Below are 16,187 nucleotides of genomic sequence, written 5' to 3'. Positions count from 1 at the left end.
GCTCACTCCTTTCCCGTGACGAAGGCGAAGATCATTTCTTCCCGCTGAGCGGCGTTCGCCTCCGGGAATTCGCCGAAATGCAGCTCGCCGCCGATGCGTCCGTCGCGGATCAGAATCAGACGGTCGGCGCGGGCGGCGGCCTTGATGTCGTGGGTGACCATGACGACGGACTGGCCCCGGCGGTTGCATGCGGTCAAAATGTCCAGCACCGCGACGCCGTGTTCGTGATTCAGGCTGCCCGTCGGCTCGTCGGCAAACAGCAGGGAGGGCGAGTGGATCAGAGCGCGGGCGATCGCCGCCCGCTGCTGCTGGCCGCCCGACACCTGGGACGGAAGCCGGCGGCGCAGCGGCGAAATCTCCATCTCGTTCATCAGCTCGGCCGCTCTTTTTTCGGTTTCCGCTTTGCCGAGACCGGCGATATAGCCGGGCAGCGCGATGTTTTCGAACAGCGTCAGATCCGGCACCAGGTTGATGCTCTGATAGACGTAGCCGATTTTCCGGGAGCGGAAAGCGGCCATCTTTTTCTCCTTATACCGGTCGATTCGCTCGCCTTCGAAATGAATCTCGCCCGACGTCGGCGCGTCCATGCCGCTCAGTACATACAATAGAGTCGATTTGCCGGAGCCGGAGTCGCCCATAATCACGGTAAATTCGCCTTCGCGGATATCCAGCGATACGTTGCGGACGGCATGGAACTGCTCGCCGCCGGCGGCATATGTTTTGCATAAATGGACGGCTTTCAATATAACGGATGGGTTCAAGGGGATGTCCTCTCTTTCCTGTCTAATAAAGGTCTAAAAAGAGTATAGCCGCCGAATCTTACAGGCCCATGCGCCAAATCTTAATAAAGTCTTACAGGACAAGGTCTTACGGCGTTTCGCGGAAGCGAAAAAGCGGCTTCGACGCCAGACGGACGAGAGGCTTCTTTTTTCAGCAGAGCGGCACCGTGAAATGAAATACCGTTTCCCGGCCCGGCAAGCTGCGGAAAGCGATGCTTCCGCCGTGCGCTTCGACGATCTGCTTGCAGATCGCGAGGCCCAGCCCGCTGCCGGGATTCGGAGCGCCGTCGATATCCTCGGTGTTTCCTTTGTAATAGCGTTCGAACACGAACGGCATGTCCTCGGGCCGGATGCCGCTTCCCGTATCGCTCAGCGATATCCGCAGATAGCCCGGAATCTCTTCGAACGACAATCCGACCGTATCGCCGGACCGCGTATGCTTGAGCGCGTTGGCCAGCAGGTTGAACACGACCTGTTCAAGCCGGAAGGCATCCGCCCGGATCAGCAGATTGGGCGGTTCCGAAGGTCCGGCGAAGATCCTGCCGCTTGTTTCGATCCGGTGGGCGGCCGTCTGCAGCATCGGTCCGAACACTTCGCGGCTGTACCGCTCGCGGGGTTCGACCGAAATTTGCCCCAGTTCCTTCAAGGCGTGCAGCAGCAGGTCGTCGATCAGCCGGGTCATTTTATCCGCATGACGATTCATGACGCTTATGTATTCCGTTACCTTTTCCATGCTCGGACACAGACCCGCCAGAATGGCTTCCATATAAGCGCGCATCGTGGCCAGCGGCGTTTTCAGGTCATGGGAAATGCCCGACACCAATTCTCTCTGCGCCTGTTCCTGGCGGTCTCTTCGGTCGTTCAAGTGACGGATTTCCAACCGCATCCGGTCGAAAGAGGCATAGAGGGAGCCGACTTCGTCGACGCGACCGTGTTCGATAGACTGCCCGGCGTCGCCCTTAAGAATTTGTTCGGTATGGAATCGCAGCTCCTCCAGCGGCCGAAAAACCCGTACTTTGAACATTCGCAGATACGCCAGAAGCAGAAGGGACACGGCGGTCAGGCACAGGAAGAGCGCGGACGTCAGGACGAACGGCAGCCGGTCTTCGGGCGGAAGCACGTCTTCGGCGCGCAGCGTGAACAGGGCGTGGCCGCTTACAGCTCCGCTGTCCGAGACGACGGGAAAAGCGATTGCATACCGGCCGGGATTCGCACGGGAAGCATGCAGGTCGTAATGCAGGCCGTGCTTGAGGTCGAAAAGGCTTCCGGGCGGCAGGGCCCCAGACGTATCGAACCGGACTTTCCCGTCCGTACCGACATAGACCAGCGAAGCGTTCGCTTCCCGGCTCAGCCTATCGATTTCGGACGGGGCCGCCGCATACGGCGCGCCGGGCTGCAGCCGTTCCAATTCCTCCAAAATAGGGCTCGTCAGCACCCGCGCGCGGTTGACGACGGGACGCCCGTCAGGAGCGCCCGCTCCGCCGGCCGCCGACAGCAGCCAGACGCCCAGCCCGAAAGCGGCCAGCAGGAGGAGGAGAGCGGCCGCCGTGCCGCGGCGGAAGGCGGATAGCAGGCTCATGGACGCGTCCTCCCGGCCGAAACGTTCCCGCCGCCTTTGCCGTCGAACTTGTAACCGACGCCCCAGACCGTTCGAAGATAGGCCGGCTGCGAAGGATCGGCTTCGATTTTTTCGCGGATGCGGCGGATATAGACGGTCACGGTCGCTTCGTCGCCGTAAGCGTCGTAACCCCAGACGGAATCGAGCAGCCTGGCTTTGGAGAAGACCTGTCCTTCGTGCAGGGCGAGGAAGTGCAGCAGCTCGAATTCCCGGGCGGAAAAAGAGATTTCCCGGCCGCCCGACTCGACCCGGTATGCCTTTTTGTCGATCTTCAGCTCGCCGAACGACAGCAGGCCCTCGCGCGAGGACTCCGGCCCGCTTCTCGCTGCGCCCGACTGCATCTCGGACCGGCGCAGCTGCGCCCCGATCCGCGCCGTCAATTCGCCGAACGAAAAAGGCTTCGTCATATAGTCGTCGGCGCCGAAGCCGAGGCCGAGAATTTTGTCGGTCTCGCCGCCGCGGGCGCTCAAGATGAGGATCGGCGCGACCGACTCTTCGCGAATCCGCCGGCAGACCTCGATGCCGTCGAGGTCGGGCAGCGTCAGATCGAGCAGGATCAGATGGGGATTCCAGGCCGCCGCCGTTTCCAGCCCTCCCGTTCCGGTTCCTTCCGAGCGGACGTCATAGCCGCCCAGCGTCAGCACGTCTTTCATGATTTTGGCCATGTCGGCTTCGTCTTCGATAATCAGAATGCGTTTGATTTCGCTCATGTCCGTACTCCCGTGTTCGTGATGGCCGGCCTTTGCGATATGCAGATGCCGGCTTATATCCCTAAGTAGACCAGCAAAGCCGGCATCTGTAAACCGGATACGGCAAAAAAGTCCGGCTCTCCCGCTTAAGGAAGAACCGGACTTTACGCCGTTCGTTTCATGCCGCCGAGCCGCCCTTTATTCCGGCTTCGTCCGTCCGTTCGCCCGAATCCGCATCTACTTTGTCAGATCCGCGAACGAAGCCTTCGCCGCTTCCGCCAATCGCTCGGGCGCAAGCTTCATCTGGAGACCGATCTTGCCCGCGCTGACGGCGATGTGTTCCAACCGCTCGCCGCTTGCGTCGACGAACGTCGGAAAATGCTTTTTCATGCCGATCGGCGAGCAGCCGCCGCGCACGTAACCTGTCCACTTCTGCAGGTCTTTGAGCGGCAGCATTTCGATTTTCTTTTCTCCCGCCGCGCGTGCCGCTTTTTTGAGATCGAGTTCTTCAGAGGCGGGAATGACGAACACGAATCCGTTTTGGCCCGCGTGGGCGACCAGCGTCTTGAATACCGTTTCCGGAGCCAAACCGATCTTCTCCGCGACGGCCGTGCCGTGAATCTGCCCGTCTTCGTTGTCGTAATCGTAAATTTCGTAGTCGATGCCGAGATCTTCGAGCATGCGCATCGCGTTCGTTTTGTGTACTTTCGGTGCCGCCATGATCATCTTTCCTTTCCGGACGGAAGGCCTCGGCCTGCCGTTTTTCGAATGAAAATCCCTGTCTGTCCATTGTAGCCAAGGCGGCCCCGCCGCGCAAAAAAAAGTGCCAAAGCGGCCTTTCTTGACATGAAAATCGAACAATGCTATAACAGGAATTGGATTAGCACTCCGCGAGAACGAGTGCTAACAGCGGGACGGTGTCGCCGTTTATGCCTTACACGACCCGATCTGAACGACCCAATCAGCCTTAACCAATCGGAGGGAGAATCACGCATGGAAAAGAAGCAGTTCCAGGCCGAATCCAAACGCCTGCTCGAAATGATGATCAACTCCATTTACACGCAGAAGGAGATCTTCCTGCGCGAACTGATCTCGAACTCGAGCGACGCCATCGACAAAATTTATTACCGGGCGCTGACCGACGACAACCTGACGTTCGACCCGGCCAATTACTACATCAAAGTGTCCGTAGACAAGGATAACCGCACGCTGACGCTGACCGACACCGGTATCGGCATGACGCGCGAAGAGCTGGAGAACAACCTCGGCGTCATCGCCAAGAGCGGCTCGCTCGCTTTTAAGAAAGACAACGAAGCCAAAGACGGCCACGATATCATCGGGCAGTTCGGCGTCGGCTTCTACTCGGCGTTCATGGTCGCGGATCGCGTGACCGTCACGAGCCGCGCGCTGGGCGAAGAACTCGCTTACCGCTGGGAATCCGACGGGGCCGACGGTTATATCGTCGAGCCGGCGGACAAAGCGGAAATCGGCACGCAGATCGTGCTGCACATCAAGAACAATACGGAAGAAGAGAGCTACGACGAATTCCTCGAGGAATACCGCCTGCGCTCGATCATCAAAAAATATTCCGATTTCATCCGCTATCCGATCAAGATGGACGCCAAAATTCGCAAACCTAAAGAAGGCGCCGAAGGCGAATTCGAAGAAACCGTCGAAGAAGAACAGGTCAACAGCATGGTGCCGATCTGGCGCAAGAACAAAAGCGAGCTGACCGACGCGGACTACGAAAACTTCTACGCCGAAAAGCACTACGGGTTCGACAAACCGCTGGCGCATGTGCACATCAACGCCGACGGCGCGGTCGTGTACCGTTCGATCCTGTTCATTCCGGAAACGCCGCCGTTCGATTTCTATTCCCGCGAGTACGAAAAAGGGCTGGAGCTGTACGCCAACGGCGTGCTGATCATGAACAAATGCGCGGACCTGCTGCCGGACTACTTCAGCTTCGTGAAAGGCATGGTCGATTCCGAGAGCCTGTCGCTCAACATCTCCCGCGAGATGCTGCAGCACGACCGCCAGCTGAAGATGATCGCCAAAAACATCGAAAGCAAGATCAAGAGCCAGCTGAAATCCCTGCAAAAAGACAACCGCGAGAAGTACGGGAAGTTCTTCGAATCGTTCGGCCGCCAGCTGAAATACGGCGTGTACAGCGACTACGGTACGCATAAGGACGCGCTGCAGGATCTGCTCATGTTCTATTCTTCGACGGAGAAAAAGCTGGTCACGCTGGACGAGTACGTATCCCGCATGCCGGAAGACCAGAAGTACATCTACTACGCGGCCGGCGCATCCTACGCGCGCATCGAGAAGCTGCCGCAGACCGAGATGGTGGCGGACAAAGGCTACGAGATTCTGTACTTCATCGACGATATCGACGAGTTCGCGGTGAAAATGCTGACGAACTACAAGGAGAAGGAATTCCGCTCCGTCTCCTCGGGAGACCTGGGCATCGAGGACAGCGAACAGGACAAGCAGGACGAGGCGGAAGCCGAAGACAGCAAAGAACTGTTCGCCTACATGAAGGAGCGCCTCGCAGGCAAAGTATCGAACGTGCGCGCTTCCAAGCGTCTGCGCTCGCATCCGGTCTGCCTGAGCAGCGACGGCGAAGTGTCGATCGAGATGGAAAAAATCCTCAGCATGATGCCGGACAATCCGAACGTGAAGGCGGAAAAAGTGCTGGAAGTGAACGTGCATCACGACGTGTTCGCTTCGCTGAAGTCTTCGTTTGATAGCGACAAGTCCAAGCTGGACCTGTATACGGATTTGCTGTACAATCAGGCGCTGCTGATCGAAGGACTGCCGATCGAAGATCCGGTGGAGTTTACGAACATGATGTGCAAAGTGATGGTGTAAAGGCGGAAAAAGCCGAACAGGCGCCGGAAGCATTCGTTTCGGTCGCTGTTTCGATCGGGAAGCCGAAGACTTTTCGAAGTCTTCGGCTTTTTTTGCCGTGAGAACAGGTTCGAATATAATAGAGGGAAGCCGGACGAATCGAAGAAACGGAGGAGGGACGCGTATGGACGAACAGCGGGAAAAACTTTCGGAGGAAACGAAAGAGAGACTGGAGCGAATGTACGGACTCGAGCGGCCGCGGACGGAAGCCGGAAGTTTGGATTCCGTACAGGGCGGCAGCGCCGAATCCGCAGCCGACCCGGCCGTGAACGGAGTGCCCCAACCGGGAGGGCGCGTCGATTATTTTTCTTGCAGGATGAGCGATCTCCCGTCGGAGGCGCCGGAACGCTTCGTCATCGAACCGGGGCAGGGGATCGGGCCGCTCCGGCTCGGAATGCCGAGGGAGGAAGCGGAAACGGTTCTCGAAGCCTGGAAAACCCGCAATCTCGCTTACTTTTTCCGGGTCGAATACGACGACGACGGACGGATCGAAGAGATCGAAACGGATCGGCACACGGGACTGCCGATGAACGCGGTGCTGCCGTCCGGGTTGAACGTTTTCGGCGTTCCGGTCGAGAGGCTGCTGCCGCGGCTGAAGCAGTTCGGTCCGGATGCGTCGGAAGAGGACGAATTCCTTTACGAATATCCGCAGGCCGGCATTTCGTTTTGGAGGCAGGGGCTGCTGTCCGAAAGCGATCTGGAGCAGGAATGGTTTCTCGAAATGGCACCGGACATTCAAGCGGACGAGAAGCGCAGACTGTATTTCGAGACGGTTACGGTGAAGTTCGGACAAAAAGCGGGGGCGGTCCGCTGATCGGACGATCGGCCCGACCCTGTCCGTTTGCCGCCGCCGTTCGTTCGGAATCCGCGAAAAGTCTTCTTCGCTCGATTCGATGCGGGAATGTCCCGACCTTGTCTGCCGAACCGGGACAATCCATGCTGTCGTTTGGATCGATCCCGGACGTAAGGCCCTGCGCGAACGATCGAACAAGCAAGCTTTAGGACCAAAGCCTTTCGGACGCGAGAGGCTTTTTTTGCGTCTTCCAACCCCCTATACTGGAAGCAAATGAGAAAGTATCCGAAGAACGGGAGGGAATCTGCATGAGTCTGATGAGACAGGCGGTATTGGGGCCGCGGGAATCCCGGATGACCGGCTCGCATTTGTCGGCGGCACAGAGGCTGATCGATTATTATCTGCTGCCGGTCGAGAAGGAGAGCTGGAGCTTCAGCAAGCAGATGATCCACCTGGAACGCTATGCCGGAGAAGTGGGCTTCGAGAAGGCCGCCCGAAAATTCCGGATTGCGGACCATGCGCTGACCGGTCTGTCGCTGTCCATTTTGATCGGCATTCTCGGAACGGCGGGACTCGATCTCGTCTGGCCGGCTCTCGGGATTCATGATACGGTGATTGGCGGCGTTGCGGCGAATTTGGAAGCCGTCATGCTGGCGGTCGCGGCGCTGCTGATGCTGTTCATCGCGCTGATGGGGGTTCGCCGGTCGCTGGAGCGCGAACTGGAGTCGCATTTGATCCTGCTGTGGCGCCGTGTGCTGGAGGTCGTCAATCCCGCGCTGAACATGCCGGCCGACTCGCCTTACGCGCTGGCCGAGGCGCTTAACGAATGGATGAACCGGCAGACGGCGAGGGACGAGCAGGCAAGCCCGGACGTTTTTTTCTGAGCATACATAATTCATATACAGTCGGGAACGGAAGCAGAGGACAGCAAAAGGCTTATCTCCGCTCCGCCCTGAACGTTAAGCGGCTTTCGATCGGACATCGCTCCGGCGGCGGCCGCTTTTTGGCATGCGGGTTGTCGGTTCCGTAAGCGAACACGATGCAAACAACCGGCGCTTCTGGTACACTGGGACTCAAACCACACGCAATGGAGGAAGCGCATTGAGAAAGCGAACGGCCGAGACGGAATGGAACGAACGGATGATCAAGTCGCTGTGCGGAGCGGGCGCTTACCGGAAGGGCGAGACTTTATTCGGGGCCGGAAAAGTCGAGCTTCGCCGCCTGCCGGAGGAAGGCCCCGGAGCTTACGAGGCTTTCGTGCGGGACGGGGACGTCTGGCGCGTCACGCTCCGCTTCGGCACGGATGACCGCGTAGATGCCGAATGCGAATGTTCGGCCGGCTTTGCGTTCGAACGCTGCTGCAAACATACGGGGGCGGCGCTGCTTCAGCTGCTTCATCAGCGCCGGGAAGGAAAGCTCTCCGAAGCGGGAGCGGGCGATCCTCAAGCGGAGGCGGAGGAGGCGGCATTCGAGCGGCGGGAGAGCGAACGCTTTTCCGAGTCTTTTTTGCCGGAAACGGAAGGCGAAATCCTGCTCCGGACGGAGAGCGAGCGGCCGCCGGACGGAGACCGCCCCGATACGGCCGCCTCGTCGTCTTTCTTCGGCCGGCCCGAAGACCGTCTGGTCGGCCGGGTGATGGATTTGTTCCGGCAGCAGCCCAGAGCGCTGGGCGGTTCGCGTTCGATCTTCGAATCCCGCCGGGAGCTGAAGGCGGAATTCCTGCTGGCGCCCTATCCGCCTGGACCGCGCCGAGGACTGCTCGGCATCGAACTGAGAGTCGGCTTCGAACGGACGTATGCCGTTCCGGACATCCGCGAATTTTTGACGAGGTTTGAACGGGGCGAATCTTATTCGCTTTCCCGTTATTTCACGTATGATCCTTCGGTCGACTGCTTCGGCCAGCAAGACGATGCCGTGCTGCTGCGTCTGGCCGAGATCCGGCGCAGCGAGAAGATGCAGCGGGCTTCGGCCGGCGCGCTGTATACGGGAGAAATCGGCGACCCGCCTTCGCTGCCTCTTCCGCCGCATGCCTGGGAAGGGCTCGCGCCGCTGCTGGAAGCGGCTCCGAGTTCCGCGATCCGCAGCGGCGGCCGATCGCATCCCGGCGTCGGCATTTCGAAAGAGCCGCTGCCGCTGCGCTTCGAATTTGAGCGCGGAACGAACGGTTCGCTGCGCATGCGGGCGCGGGGCATGGCGGAAACGACCGTGCTCGAGTCTTACGGCCTGACGCTGCACGCCGGGACTTTTTACCGGCTGGGCTCGGCCGAAGCGCGCAGATTGGCCGACCTGCAGCGGATTCTGTCGGCGGAAGAAGCGGGGGGCGGAGACGGAAGCGAGACGATAAGCATTCCCGAAGCCCAAGTCTCCGCCTTTACGGAGCGGGTCGTTCCGGGACTGATGAAGCTGGGGGACGTCTTTTTCGACGCCGGCGTGTCCGAGCAGGTCGTGCGGATTCCGCTTCAGGCCGGCGTGTATCTCGACCGGGTCCACGATCGTCTGCTGGCCGGGTTGGAGTTTCAATACGGAGACATTGTCATCAATCCGCTGGAGCGCGGAGGAGAACGGCGGGGCGAGAGCCGCATTCTCGTTCGGGAGGGCGGGAAAGAGCTGCGCATTCTCGAACTGATGGAAGAAGCGGGGTTCACCCGCACGGAAAGCGGCTATTACATGCAGGACGAAGAGCGCGAATTCGCCTTTTTGCACGGCATCGTGCCCCATCTGGAAAAGCTGGCGAAAGTGTACGCGACGACTTCCGTGAAGGAAAGAGTGATCCGGGTTACTCCTCCGCCGAAAATTTCGGCGCAGTTCGACGAACGGACGAACTGGCTGGAGTTCCGCTTCGAGATCGACGGAATTCCCGAAGCCGAGATCAAAGGAGTCCTCGAAGCGCTGCAGGACAAGCGCAGGTATTACCGGCTGCGCAGCGGCTCGCTGCTGCCGCTGGAAACGCAGGCGTTCCGTACGCTGCTCGATTTTCTGAACGGCAGCCGTCCGTTTCTCTCGGAGGAAGATGCCGCTTCCTTCCGTCTTCCGGCGGCGGAAGGGCTGCATCTGCTGGGCGGGCAGACTGAGGGAGCGGACGGCCTGATCCGTCCGGGTCGGGGACTGCGCCGCCTGCTGGACAGTCTGCGCAGCCCCGACCTGCTCGACTTTCCGGTGCCCGAAGCGATGATTCCGGTGCTGCGCGACTACCAGCAGACCGGCTACCGCTGGCTGAAGACGCTGGCGCATTACCGGCTCGGCGGCGTGCTGGCCGACGACATGGGTCTCGGCAAAACGATCCAGAGCATCGCCTATCTCTTGTCGGTGCTGCCCGAGATCCGCGAGGAGGCCCGGCCGGCATTGATCGTCGCGCCCGCTTCGCTGCTGTATAACTGGCGCAGCGAACTGGAACGTTTCGCGCCCGAGATCCGCGCCGCCGTGGCGGACGGCACGAAAGCGGAACGCGAAGCGGTACTGAGCCAAGCGAACGATTTGGACGTCCTGATCGTGTCGTATCCGCTGCTGCGCCGGGATCTGACGCGGTACGAGCAGATGAACTGGCATACGCTCGTGCTTGACGAAGCCCAGGCGATCAAGAACCCCGATACCCAGACGGCGCGGGCGGTCAAGTCGCTGCATGCGGGATTCCGCTTCGCGCTGACCGGCACGCCCATCGAGAACTCGCTGGAAGAACTGCGTTCGGTATTCGACGCGGTGCTGCCCGGCCTGTATCCGAACCGCCGGAAATTTGCGGACTTGACCCGGGAAGAGGTAGCCAAACGGGCCCGCCCGTTTCTGCTGCGCCGCCTGAAAAGCGACGTGCTGGGCGAGCTGCCGGAAAAAATCGAATCGATGCGGATTACGGAGCTGCTGCCCGAGCAGAAGAAACTGTATGCGGCGCACTTGGCGAAACTGCGCGTCGAGACGCTGAAGCATCTCGACAGCAGCGAGGAACTGGGGCGAAGCCGCATTCAGTTCTTGGCCGGCCTGACCCGGCTGCGCCAGATCTGCTGTCATCCCGCGCTGTTCGTGGAAGGTTACGCGGGACGTTCCGCCAAGTTCGAGCAGCTGCTGGAGACGCTGGAAGAATGCCGGCGGGCGGGCCGCCGCGTGCTGGTCTTCTCGCAGTTCACGGAGATGCTGAGCCTGATCGGACGGGAACTTGGGTACCGGGAAATGCCGTTCTTTTACCTGGACGGCGCGACGCCTCCGAGAGAGCGGCTGGAGCTGTGCGAGCGGTTCAACGACGGGGAGAAGGGCGTGTTCCTGATCTCGCTCAAAGCCGGGGGGACGGGACTCAATCTGACCGGAGCGGATACGGTCATCTTGTACGATCTCTGGTGGAACCCGGCCGTGGAACGGCAGGCTGAAGACCGGGCGCACCGCATGGGCCAGACCCGCGTCGTCCAGGTGATCCGCCTGGTGGCGAAGGGAACGGTAGAAGAGAAGATGCACGAACTGCAGCGCAAAAAAACGCAGCTGATCGACGAAGTCATTCGACCGGGAGAAGAGGGCATCGCGACGCTGACGGACGCGGATTTGTTGGAGCTGCTCGGTTCGGAATGATTCGCCGACAAGCGCATTGTTACGGCACGGCGACGGTCGGCACGGCGGCACGAAAAAAAGGACGGCATCCAAGCGGATGCCGTCCTTTCCTCTGTTTTGGACTTCTTTTGCTCGTATTCTCTTACACCTTGAAGCGTTCGATCGACGTCTGAAGATCCTGCGCCAGCTTGCTGAGGTACGCGGCCGAACCCGTCACTTCCTGTACGGAGGCGAGCTGTTCTTCCGTGGCCGCGGCCACGCTCTGCGTCATGTCTTTGGCGCTGCCCGCGATGGCGGCCGAAGATTCGACCGTGGCCAGAACCTGTTCGGAACTTGCGGACATCTGCTCGGTCACGGCGGACACTTCATGCAGCTGAACGGACAGATTGCGCGCGCTGTGCATGATGCCGTCGAACACGCGGGATACGTCGCTCATCACGATGCGGCCGTTTTCGGCTTGGCTGCGGCTGAGTTCCATGCTGCGGAACGCGTTCTGCGTTTCGCTCTGAATCTCGTGAATCAGGCCCGATACGTTCGCGGACGATTCCTGGGTCTGCTCGGCCAGCTTTTTGACTTCGGCGGCCACGACGGCGAATCCGCGTCCTTCTTCGCCGGCACGAGCCGCTTCGATCGCGGCATTCAGCGAGAGCAGGCTCGTCTGATCGGCGATCGCTTTGATCGTATCGGTAATGTCGCCGATGCTGGCGGATTTCTCGTTCAGCGAAGTCACGACTTCCGACAGAGTGCCGATCGAGCGGTGAATTTGTTCCATTTCCCGGATCGCTTCTTCGAGCTTGCGGTGGCCTTCCGTTACGCTGGCCTCCGAATCCTGCGAATCCGCCGCCAGCTCGGTCGCCGATTCGGCGATGCGCTGGATGCCGACGTTCATTTCTTCCATCGTGCGGTTCATTTCGATCGTGCCGCGGGCCTGCGACTCCGTGCCTTCGCTGATTTCCTGAACCTGCGTGGAAATGTGTTCGGTCGCCTGCGCGCTTTGTTCGGAGCTTGCGAGCAGCTGCTCGGAGCTTGCGGCCAAAGTAACCGCGTTCTCCGAAACTTGCTTGATCAGCGTGCCGAGCGATTCGACCATCGCGTTGTAAGAACGGGTCAATTGGCCCGTTTCGTCCTTCGATACGTTCGTGCCGACCGAAGTGAAGTCGCCTTCGGCAGCCAGCTTCATCAGTTCCTGCAGTTCCCGGATCGGCCGAGTGATGGAACGGATAATCAGCAGCGACAGAAGGCTCAGCAGAAGAACGGCGGCGATTAAGCTGAAGATGCTGACCGTCTTGGAGAGATCTCCGGCCTGATTGTTTTGCATGTTGCTTTGTTTGGCCGCATCTTCCGCCAACTGAGCCAATTCCGTGTAGAGGGCTTCCGTTTTATTTTTAAGCGGCTCCATTTCGTTTGAGTAAATCCGGTAAGCTTCGGTGTTTTCGTTCGCTTTGGCCGCCTCGATGACTTTGTCTTCGGTCGCGCGCAGATTTTTTCGGTTGCTGGTAATTTCGTCGTAGATGGACTGCTCTTCGGCGCTCAGATGGAACTCGCCGTAAGCTTTCAAGATGGACGAGTTCGAAGCGAACGTTTCTTCGAAATGCTGCGTCAGCTGCTCGTTTTTCGCTGCGTCTTTCGTTATCATCAACTGCAGCATGTCGTTCATGATCCGGTTGAAATTGGTCATGACCTGATTGATCGATTTGACCTTCATCAGGCTGTCTTCATACATCGTTCGGGAATTCGCCGTCATTTGATTGACGTAGACGTAGCTTACCGATCCGATCAGAAGCAGAAAGACGATTGCGGTTATGTTTAAGATCAACAGTTTGGAACGGAGTTTGAAATTTCGAAACAGGTTCATGCCGGTCACTCTCCATCGCGTAAAATTGTTTTTTTGGCCGGGAAGCGCATCCCTGAGCTCGCTTCGTTGCCTGATGTCAGTTTTATCGGCAATTCGAGGCAGGGACTTAGACAGAGAGATAGGAAAAACCTCTCATCTTCGACGGGAAAGAGCGAGCGTTTTTCGAATGAACCGTTTTCGAACGAAAAAAGACGCCGGAGGCGTCTTCGGAAAATAAAAGGCAGAGGTTCGAAAAATCAGAATACGCTTCGTACGAGGCCGCCGTCCGCCCGAATGGCCGCGCCGTTGACGGCTGAGGAAAGGGGACTTGCCAGATAGGCGGCGAAGAAGTATGCCTATGCTCGAAATGTTTTAAATAGACGATGTTTTGGGCCTATGGAACCAAAAAAATAGAAAAAGAGAAAATTAATATCCATTATATTACTTTTTATGACGCTTTTGATGACTATCGCCCTATTGTGCGCTTCTTCCGCCGCCCGGTTATAATTGAAAGACCGAAACGCGAAGGAGAGTAACATACATGACGGAAGCATTAAGCGAAAGACCCGATATCGAAACCGAGGAACGATACATACAGCGGCGGCGCGACGAATTGGAATCCGCGTTCGCTGCAAAGCATTACGAACAGGCGCTTGAAATAGTCGGAGCGATTCAGCAGGCGGTTCCGGGAGATTTCGACTCCCGGTTCAAAGGCGCGCGGTGTTTATGGATGCTGCACCGGCACGAGCCGGCGATGGACGGCATTCGCGAACTGATCGCGGAGTATCCCGCCAATGACCAACTGTACTGGACGGCAGGGGATATTCAAGCCGATTTGGGAAATGCGAAGGAAGCGATCGACCTGCTCGAACGGGCTGTCGAATTGAATCCCGACTTTTATTATTATCACATTCGGTTGTCTGAGGAACTCTACAATCTCCTGATGACCCTTCCCGCGATCGCGCATACCCGCCGATTTACGAGAGAATTCATCCCCGAATACCTTCAAATGGCGAATCGAGCTCTCGAAGAAGCTTGCATCGCGGTAGAAATGCGGCCCGATCTGTCGTCGGGACATTCGGCAAAAGCGGCCGTTCTAAGCCTGCTGCTGCGCTACGAGGAAGCTTTGGAATGTTATCGTACGGCGATCGTGTGCGAGCCTCAGGATGCGCGTGCCCGCGCGTCCCATGCCGATCTGCTGATGCGGCTCGGTTACCTGAAGGAGGCGCGCGAAGAAGCCGACTATGCGTTGTCGCTGGACAGCGGCCTGAGAGAAACGCGGCAGCTGCGCGAACTGATCGAAGAAGGCGAACGAAATCCGAAAGTCCTGCACGATTATTGGCTCAGCCACGCCACTTTCGGCACCTCGGAATACTTGAGCACTCCCGCGGCGATGAAGCGTCTGATCCTGCTGAAATTGAAAACCGGGGAACGTCCGATGAAGCTGATGCGGGTTTATCTGAAAGGCATGTCCGACGATGCGGAAATTCGGCTGGCTTACGGCAAAACGCTGTATGACGCGCGTCAGTACGATCGTGCCATGAAGTATTTTCGCCGGCAGCTGCGCCGTTACGAAGGCGATGTCGAACTTCGGCGCTGGGTCGACGAGCTGGACAAAATGAGCGCTTGGAAGCGGAGCGTCGCCCCGGTGATCCGGCGGACGGCATCGGGAATCGGAATGACTATTTTCAGCATTCTTTTCAGTCCGGTATTTTTCTTTGCCCTGTTCAAACAGCTGTTCGGACGCAAAGTCAAAACCGGATAAGGAGGCGAACGAATGGCTTTTTGGAAAAAAAAGAACGTCGTTTCGCAGCCCGAAGCGCAGAGCGCCGCAAACGCTTCGCAGCCCGGCGAAGACTGCGAAGCCATAGCCCGGGCGGCCTATGAGATCGTCTCCGCCCGCAAGTATGCCGAAACGGGAGAGCGGATCGACAGCGGCGGTTTGAAAAAGCTGCGCCGCAACCTGCAAATCCCGGAACACGCATGGCCGATCGCGTTTTGCGATGCGACCTTTATCGGCCGCTACGCCCACGGGGCGGCATTCACGAATTTGGGGATCCACTGGAAATACGAGCTCGATCACTATTTTATTTCCTGGGAAGAATTCAAGCGCATGCCGGCCCCCGTAAAAGGCAAAGGACCTTGGGAGATCCGTCTCGGCGATTACAGCCTGACCTGGAACAGCCGCAAATTCAAGGACAGAGACATACTGGAAATCCTTCGCGATATTCATGCGACCAATCAATTGGCCCCCGAACCCGGGACGGACGCGGTATTCGCAAAAGGACCGATTCCTTTGGCGCAGCGGGAACTTTTACAGGAAGCGGAACTTGTGCCCGACGAAGCTTTTCTTCTCGCTTTGTGCCGATCGGCCGGGTATTTTAACGATGCGCAATTTTGGGATGCGGAACGCGTGCCGAAGCAGAAGCCGGAGCGAGAAACGTTCGGCGTTCCGCAAAGCGAAAAGGTGCTGGCTTTCCGGGACGAGGGACTTCGCAGCAAAGGACATGTCGGGGCCGTGTTGACGGACAAAGGCTTCTACTTCCGCAATTCTTATCCGGTCGAGAACGGAGAGAAAGAAATCTTTCTGTCTTACGGCAGACTGGCCGACTCCGAACAGGTATCGGGCACTTCCAAAGGCGTCAAAACGGGAGAGATCGGCCTGCTTAATACGATCCACGTCTCCGAAGCCGAGGAGATGCTGGAAAACCTCAGGCTCTATCTGGCTTCGCTCAAAGCGCCGGGATCGGAAGCCTGCCGCGAATTTCCTTACGCGTCTTCTTACTTGGAACCTTGGGACACCTTCGTGGCTCCCGGCGGAGGCGAGCGGTGGATGGTCGCCGAAGACGGGATGCCCCGGGGCATTTATAAAAGCGCCCAGATTCAAGCGGCCGCGGCCGCGGGAAAAGTGGATACGTATCTGACCCGATTCTGGACGTTCGGAGCCGAACGATGGATGACGGCGGCGGAAGCCGGTTTCGCTTCCGCAGAACCTTAACCAGGCGTTCGCCCGGACCGCCGGCTGACGGCTGCG

Annotated in this window: 11 protein-coding genes and 1 pseudogene; 6 read left to right on the top strand and 6 right to left on the bottom strand. The window is 58.6% G+C overall.

Going from position 1 to position 16,187, the window contains the following annotated elements; translation table 11 throughout:
* Window positions 1-2 precede the first annotated feature (2 nt).
* The 4 genes from GYN08_RS10715 to ybaK form a co-directional block, all read right to left on the bottom strand.
* Window positions 3-761, bottom strand: a complete 759-nt coding sequence (locus GYN08_RS10715) for an ABC transporter ATP-binding protein (RefSeq protein ID WP_206023688.1) — start codon at window positions 759-761, stop codon at window positions 3-5.
* 169 nt (window positions 762-930) lie between these two features.
* The gene (locus tag GYN08_RS10710; protein ID WP_166274195.1) at window positions 931-2,358 is read right to left on the bottom strand and encodes a HAMP domain-containing sensor histidine kinase; all 1,428 of its coding nucleotides are present in this window, start codon (window positions 2,356-2,358) and stop codon (window positions 931-933) included.
* Complete coding sequence (locus GYN08_RS10705) at window positions 2,355-3,107, bottom strand: response regulator transcription factor (RefSeq protein ID WP_166274194.1); 753 nt, start codon at window positions 3,105-3,107, stop codon at window positions 2,355-2,357. Before GYN08_RS10705 ends, GYN08_RS10710 begins: the two co-directional genes overlap by 4 nt.
* A 216-nt stretch (window positions 3,108-3,323) precedes the next feature.
* Window positions 3,324-3,806, bottom strand: coding sequence for a Cys-tRNA(Pro) deacylase (gene ybaK, locus GYN08_RS10700; protein ID WP_166274193.1), 483 nt, complete (start codon window positions 3,804-3,806; stop codon window positions 3,324-3,326).
* A gap of 273 nt (window positions 3,807-4,079) precedes the next feature.
* Between ybaK and htpG the strand changes: the two genes are divergently transcribed.
* The 4 genes from htpG to GYN08_RS10680 all read left to right on the top strand — a co-directional run bounded on the left by htpG (window position 4,080) and on the right by GYN08_RS10680 (window position 11,340).
* On the top strand, window positions 4,080-5,960 hold the full coding sequence (gene htpG, locus GYN08_RS10695) for a molecular chaperone HtpG (RefSeq protein WP_166274192.1): 1,881 nt from the start codon (window positions 4,080-4,082) through the stop codon (window positions 5,958-5,960).
* A gap of 163 nt (window positions 5,961-6,123) precedes the next feature.
* Entirely contained in the window at window positions 6,124-6,813 is a 690-nt protein-coding gene (locus GYN08_RS10690; protein WP_166274191.1) for a hypothetical protein, read from the top strand.
* A 287-nt stretch (window positions 6,814-7,100) separates the two neighbouring features.
* Complete coding sequence (locus tag GYN08_RS10685; RefSeq protein ID WP_166274190.1) at window positions 7,101-7,676, top strand: DUF6097 family protein; 576 nt, start codon at window positions 7,101-7,103, stop codon at window positions 7,674-7,676.
* Between the two features lie 217 nt (window positions 7,677-7,893).
* Window positions 7,894-11,340, top strand: coding sequence for a DEAD/DEAH box helicase (locus tag GYN08_RS10680; protein WP_166274189.1), 3,447 nt, complete (start codon window positions 7,894-7,896; stop codon window positions 11,338-11,340).
* A gap of 121 nt (window positions 11,341-11,461) precedes the next feature.
* Here GYN08_RS10680 and GYN08_RS10675 read toward each other — a convergent pair whose 3' ends face one another.
* Together GYN08_RS10675 and GYN08_RS10670 are read right to left on the bottom strand one after the other, a co-directional pair.
* The gene (locus tag GYN08_RS10675) at window positions 11,462-13,174 is read right to left on the bottom strand and encodes a methyl-accepting chemotaxis protein (protein WP_166274188.1); all 1,713 of its coding nucleotides are present in this window, start codon (window positions 13,172-13,174) and stop codon (window positions 11,462-11,464) included.
* Window positions 13,175-13,410: 236 nt separating this feature from the next.
* Window positions 13,411-13,500: pseudogene (locus tag GYN08_RS10670) on the bottom strand (SDR family NAD(P)-dependent oxidoreductase); the annotation flags it as partial.
* A gap of 194 nt (window positions 13,501-13,694) precedes the next feature.
* On the opposite strand from GYN08_RS10670, the gene GYN08_RS10665 reads away from it, so the two are divergent.
* Together GYN08_RS10665 and GYN08_RS10660 are read left to right on the top strand one after the other, a co-directional pair.
* Complete coding sequence (locus tag GYN08_RS10665; RefSeq protein ID WP_166274187.1) at window positions 13,695-14,918, top strand: tetratricopeptide repeat protein; 1,224 nt, start codon at window positions 13,695-13,697, stop codon at window positions 14,916-14,918.
* Window positions 14,919-14,930: 12 nt separating this feature from the next.
* Entirely contained in the window at window positions 14,931-16,151 is a 1,221-nt protein-coding gene (locus GYN08_RS10660) for a hypothetical protein (RefSeq protein WP_166274186.1), read from the top strand.
* Window positions 16,152-16,187: the final 36 nt, after the last annotated feature.

Origin of the sequence: Saccharibacillus alkalitolerans (assembly GCF_011090185.1) — a bacterium.
Classification (GTDB): domain Bacteria; phylum Bacillota; class Bacilli; order Paenibacillales; family Paenibacillaceae; genus Saccharibacillus; species Saccharibacillus alkalitolerans.
The sequence above is the reverse complement of the archived record's forward strand: the minus strand, read 5'-3'. Positions and strand labels throughout refer to the sequence as shown.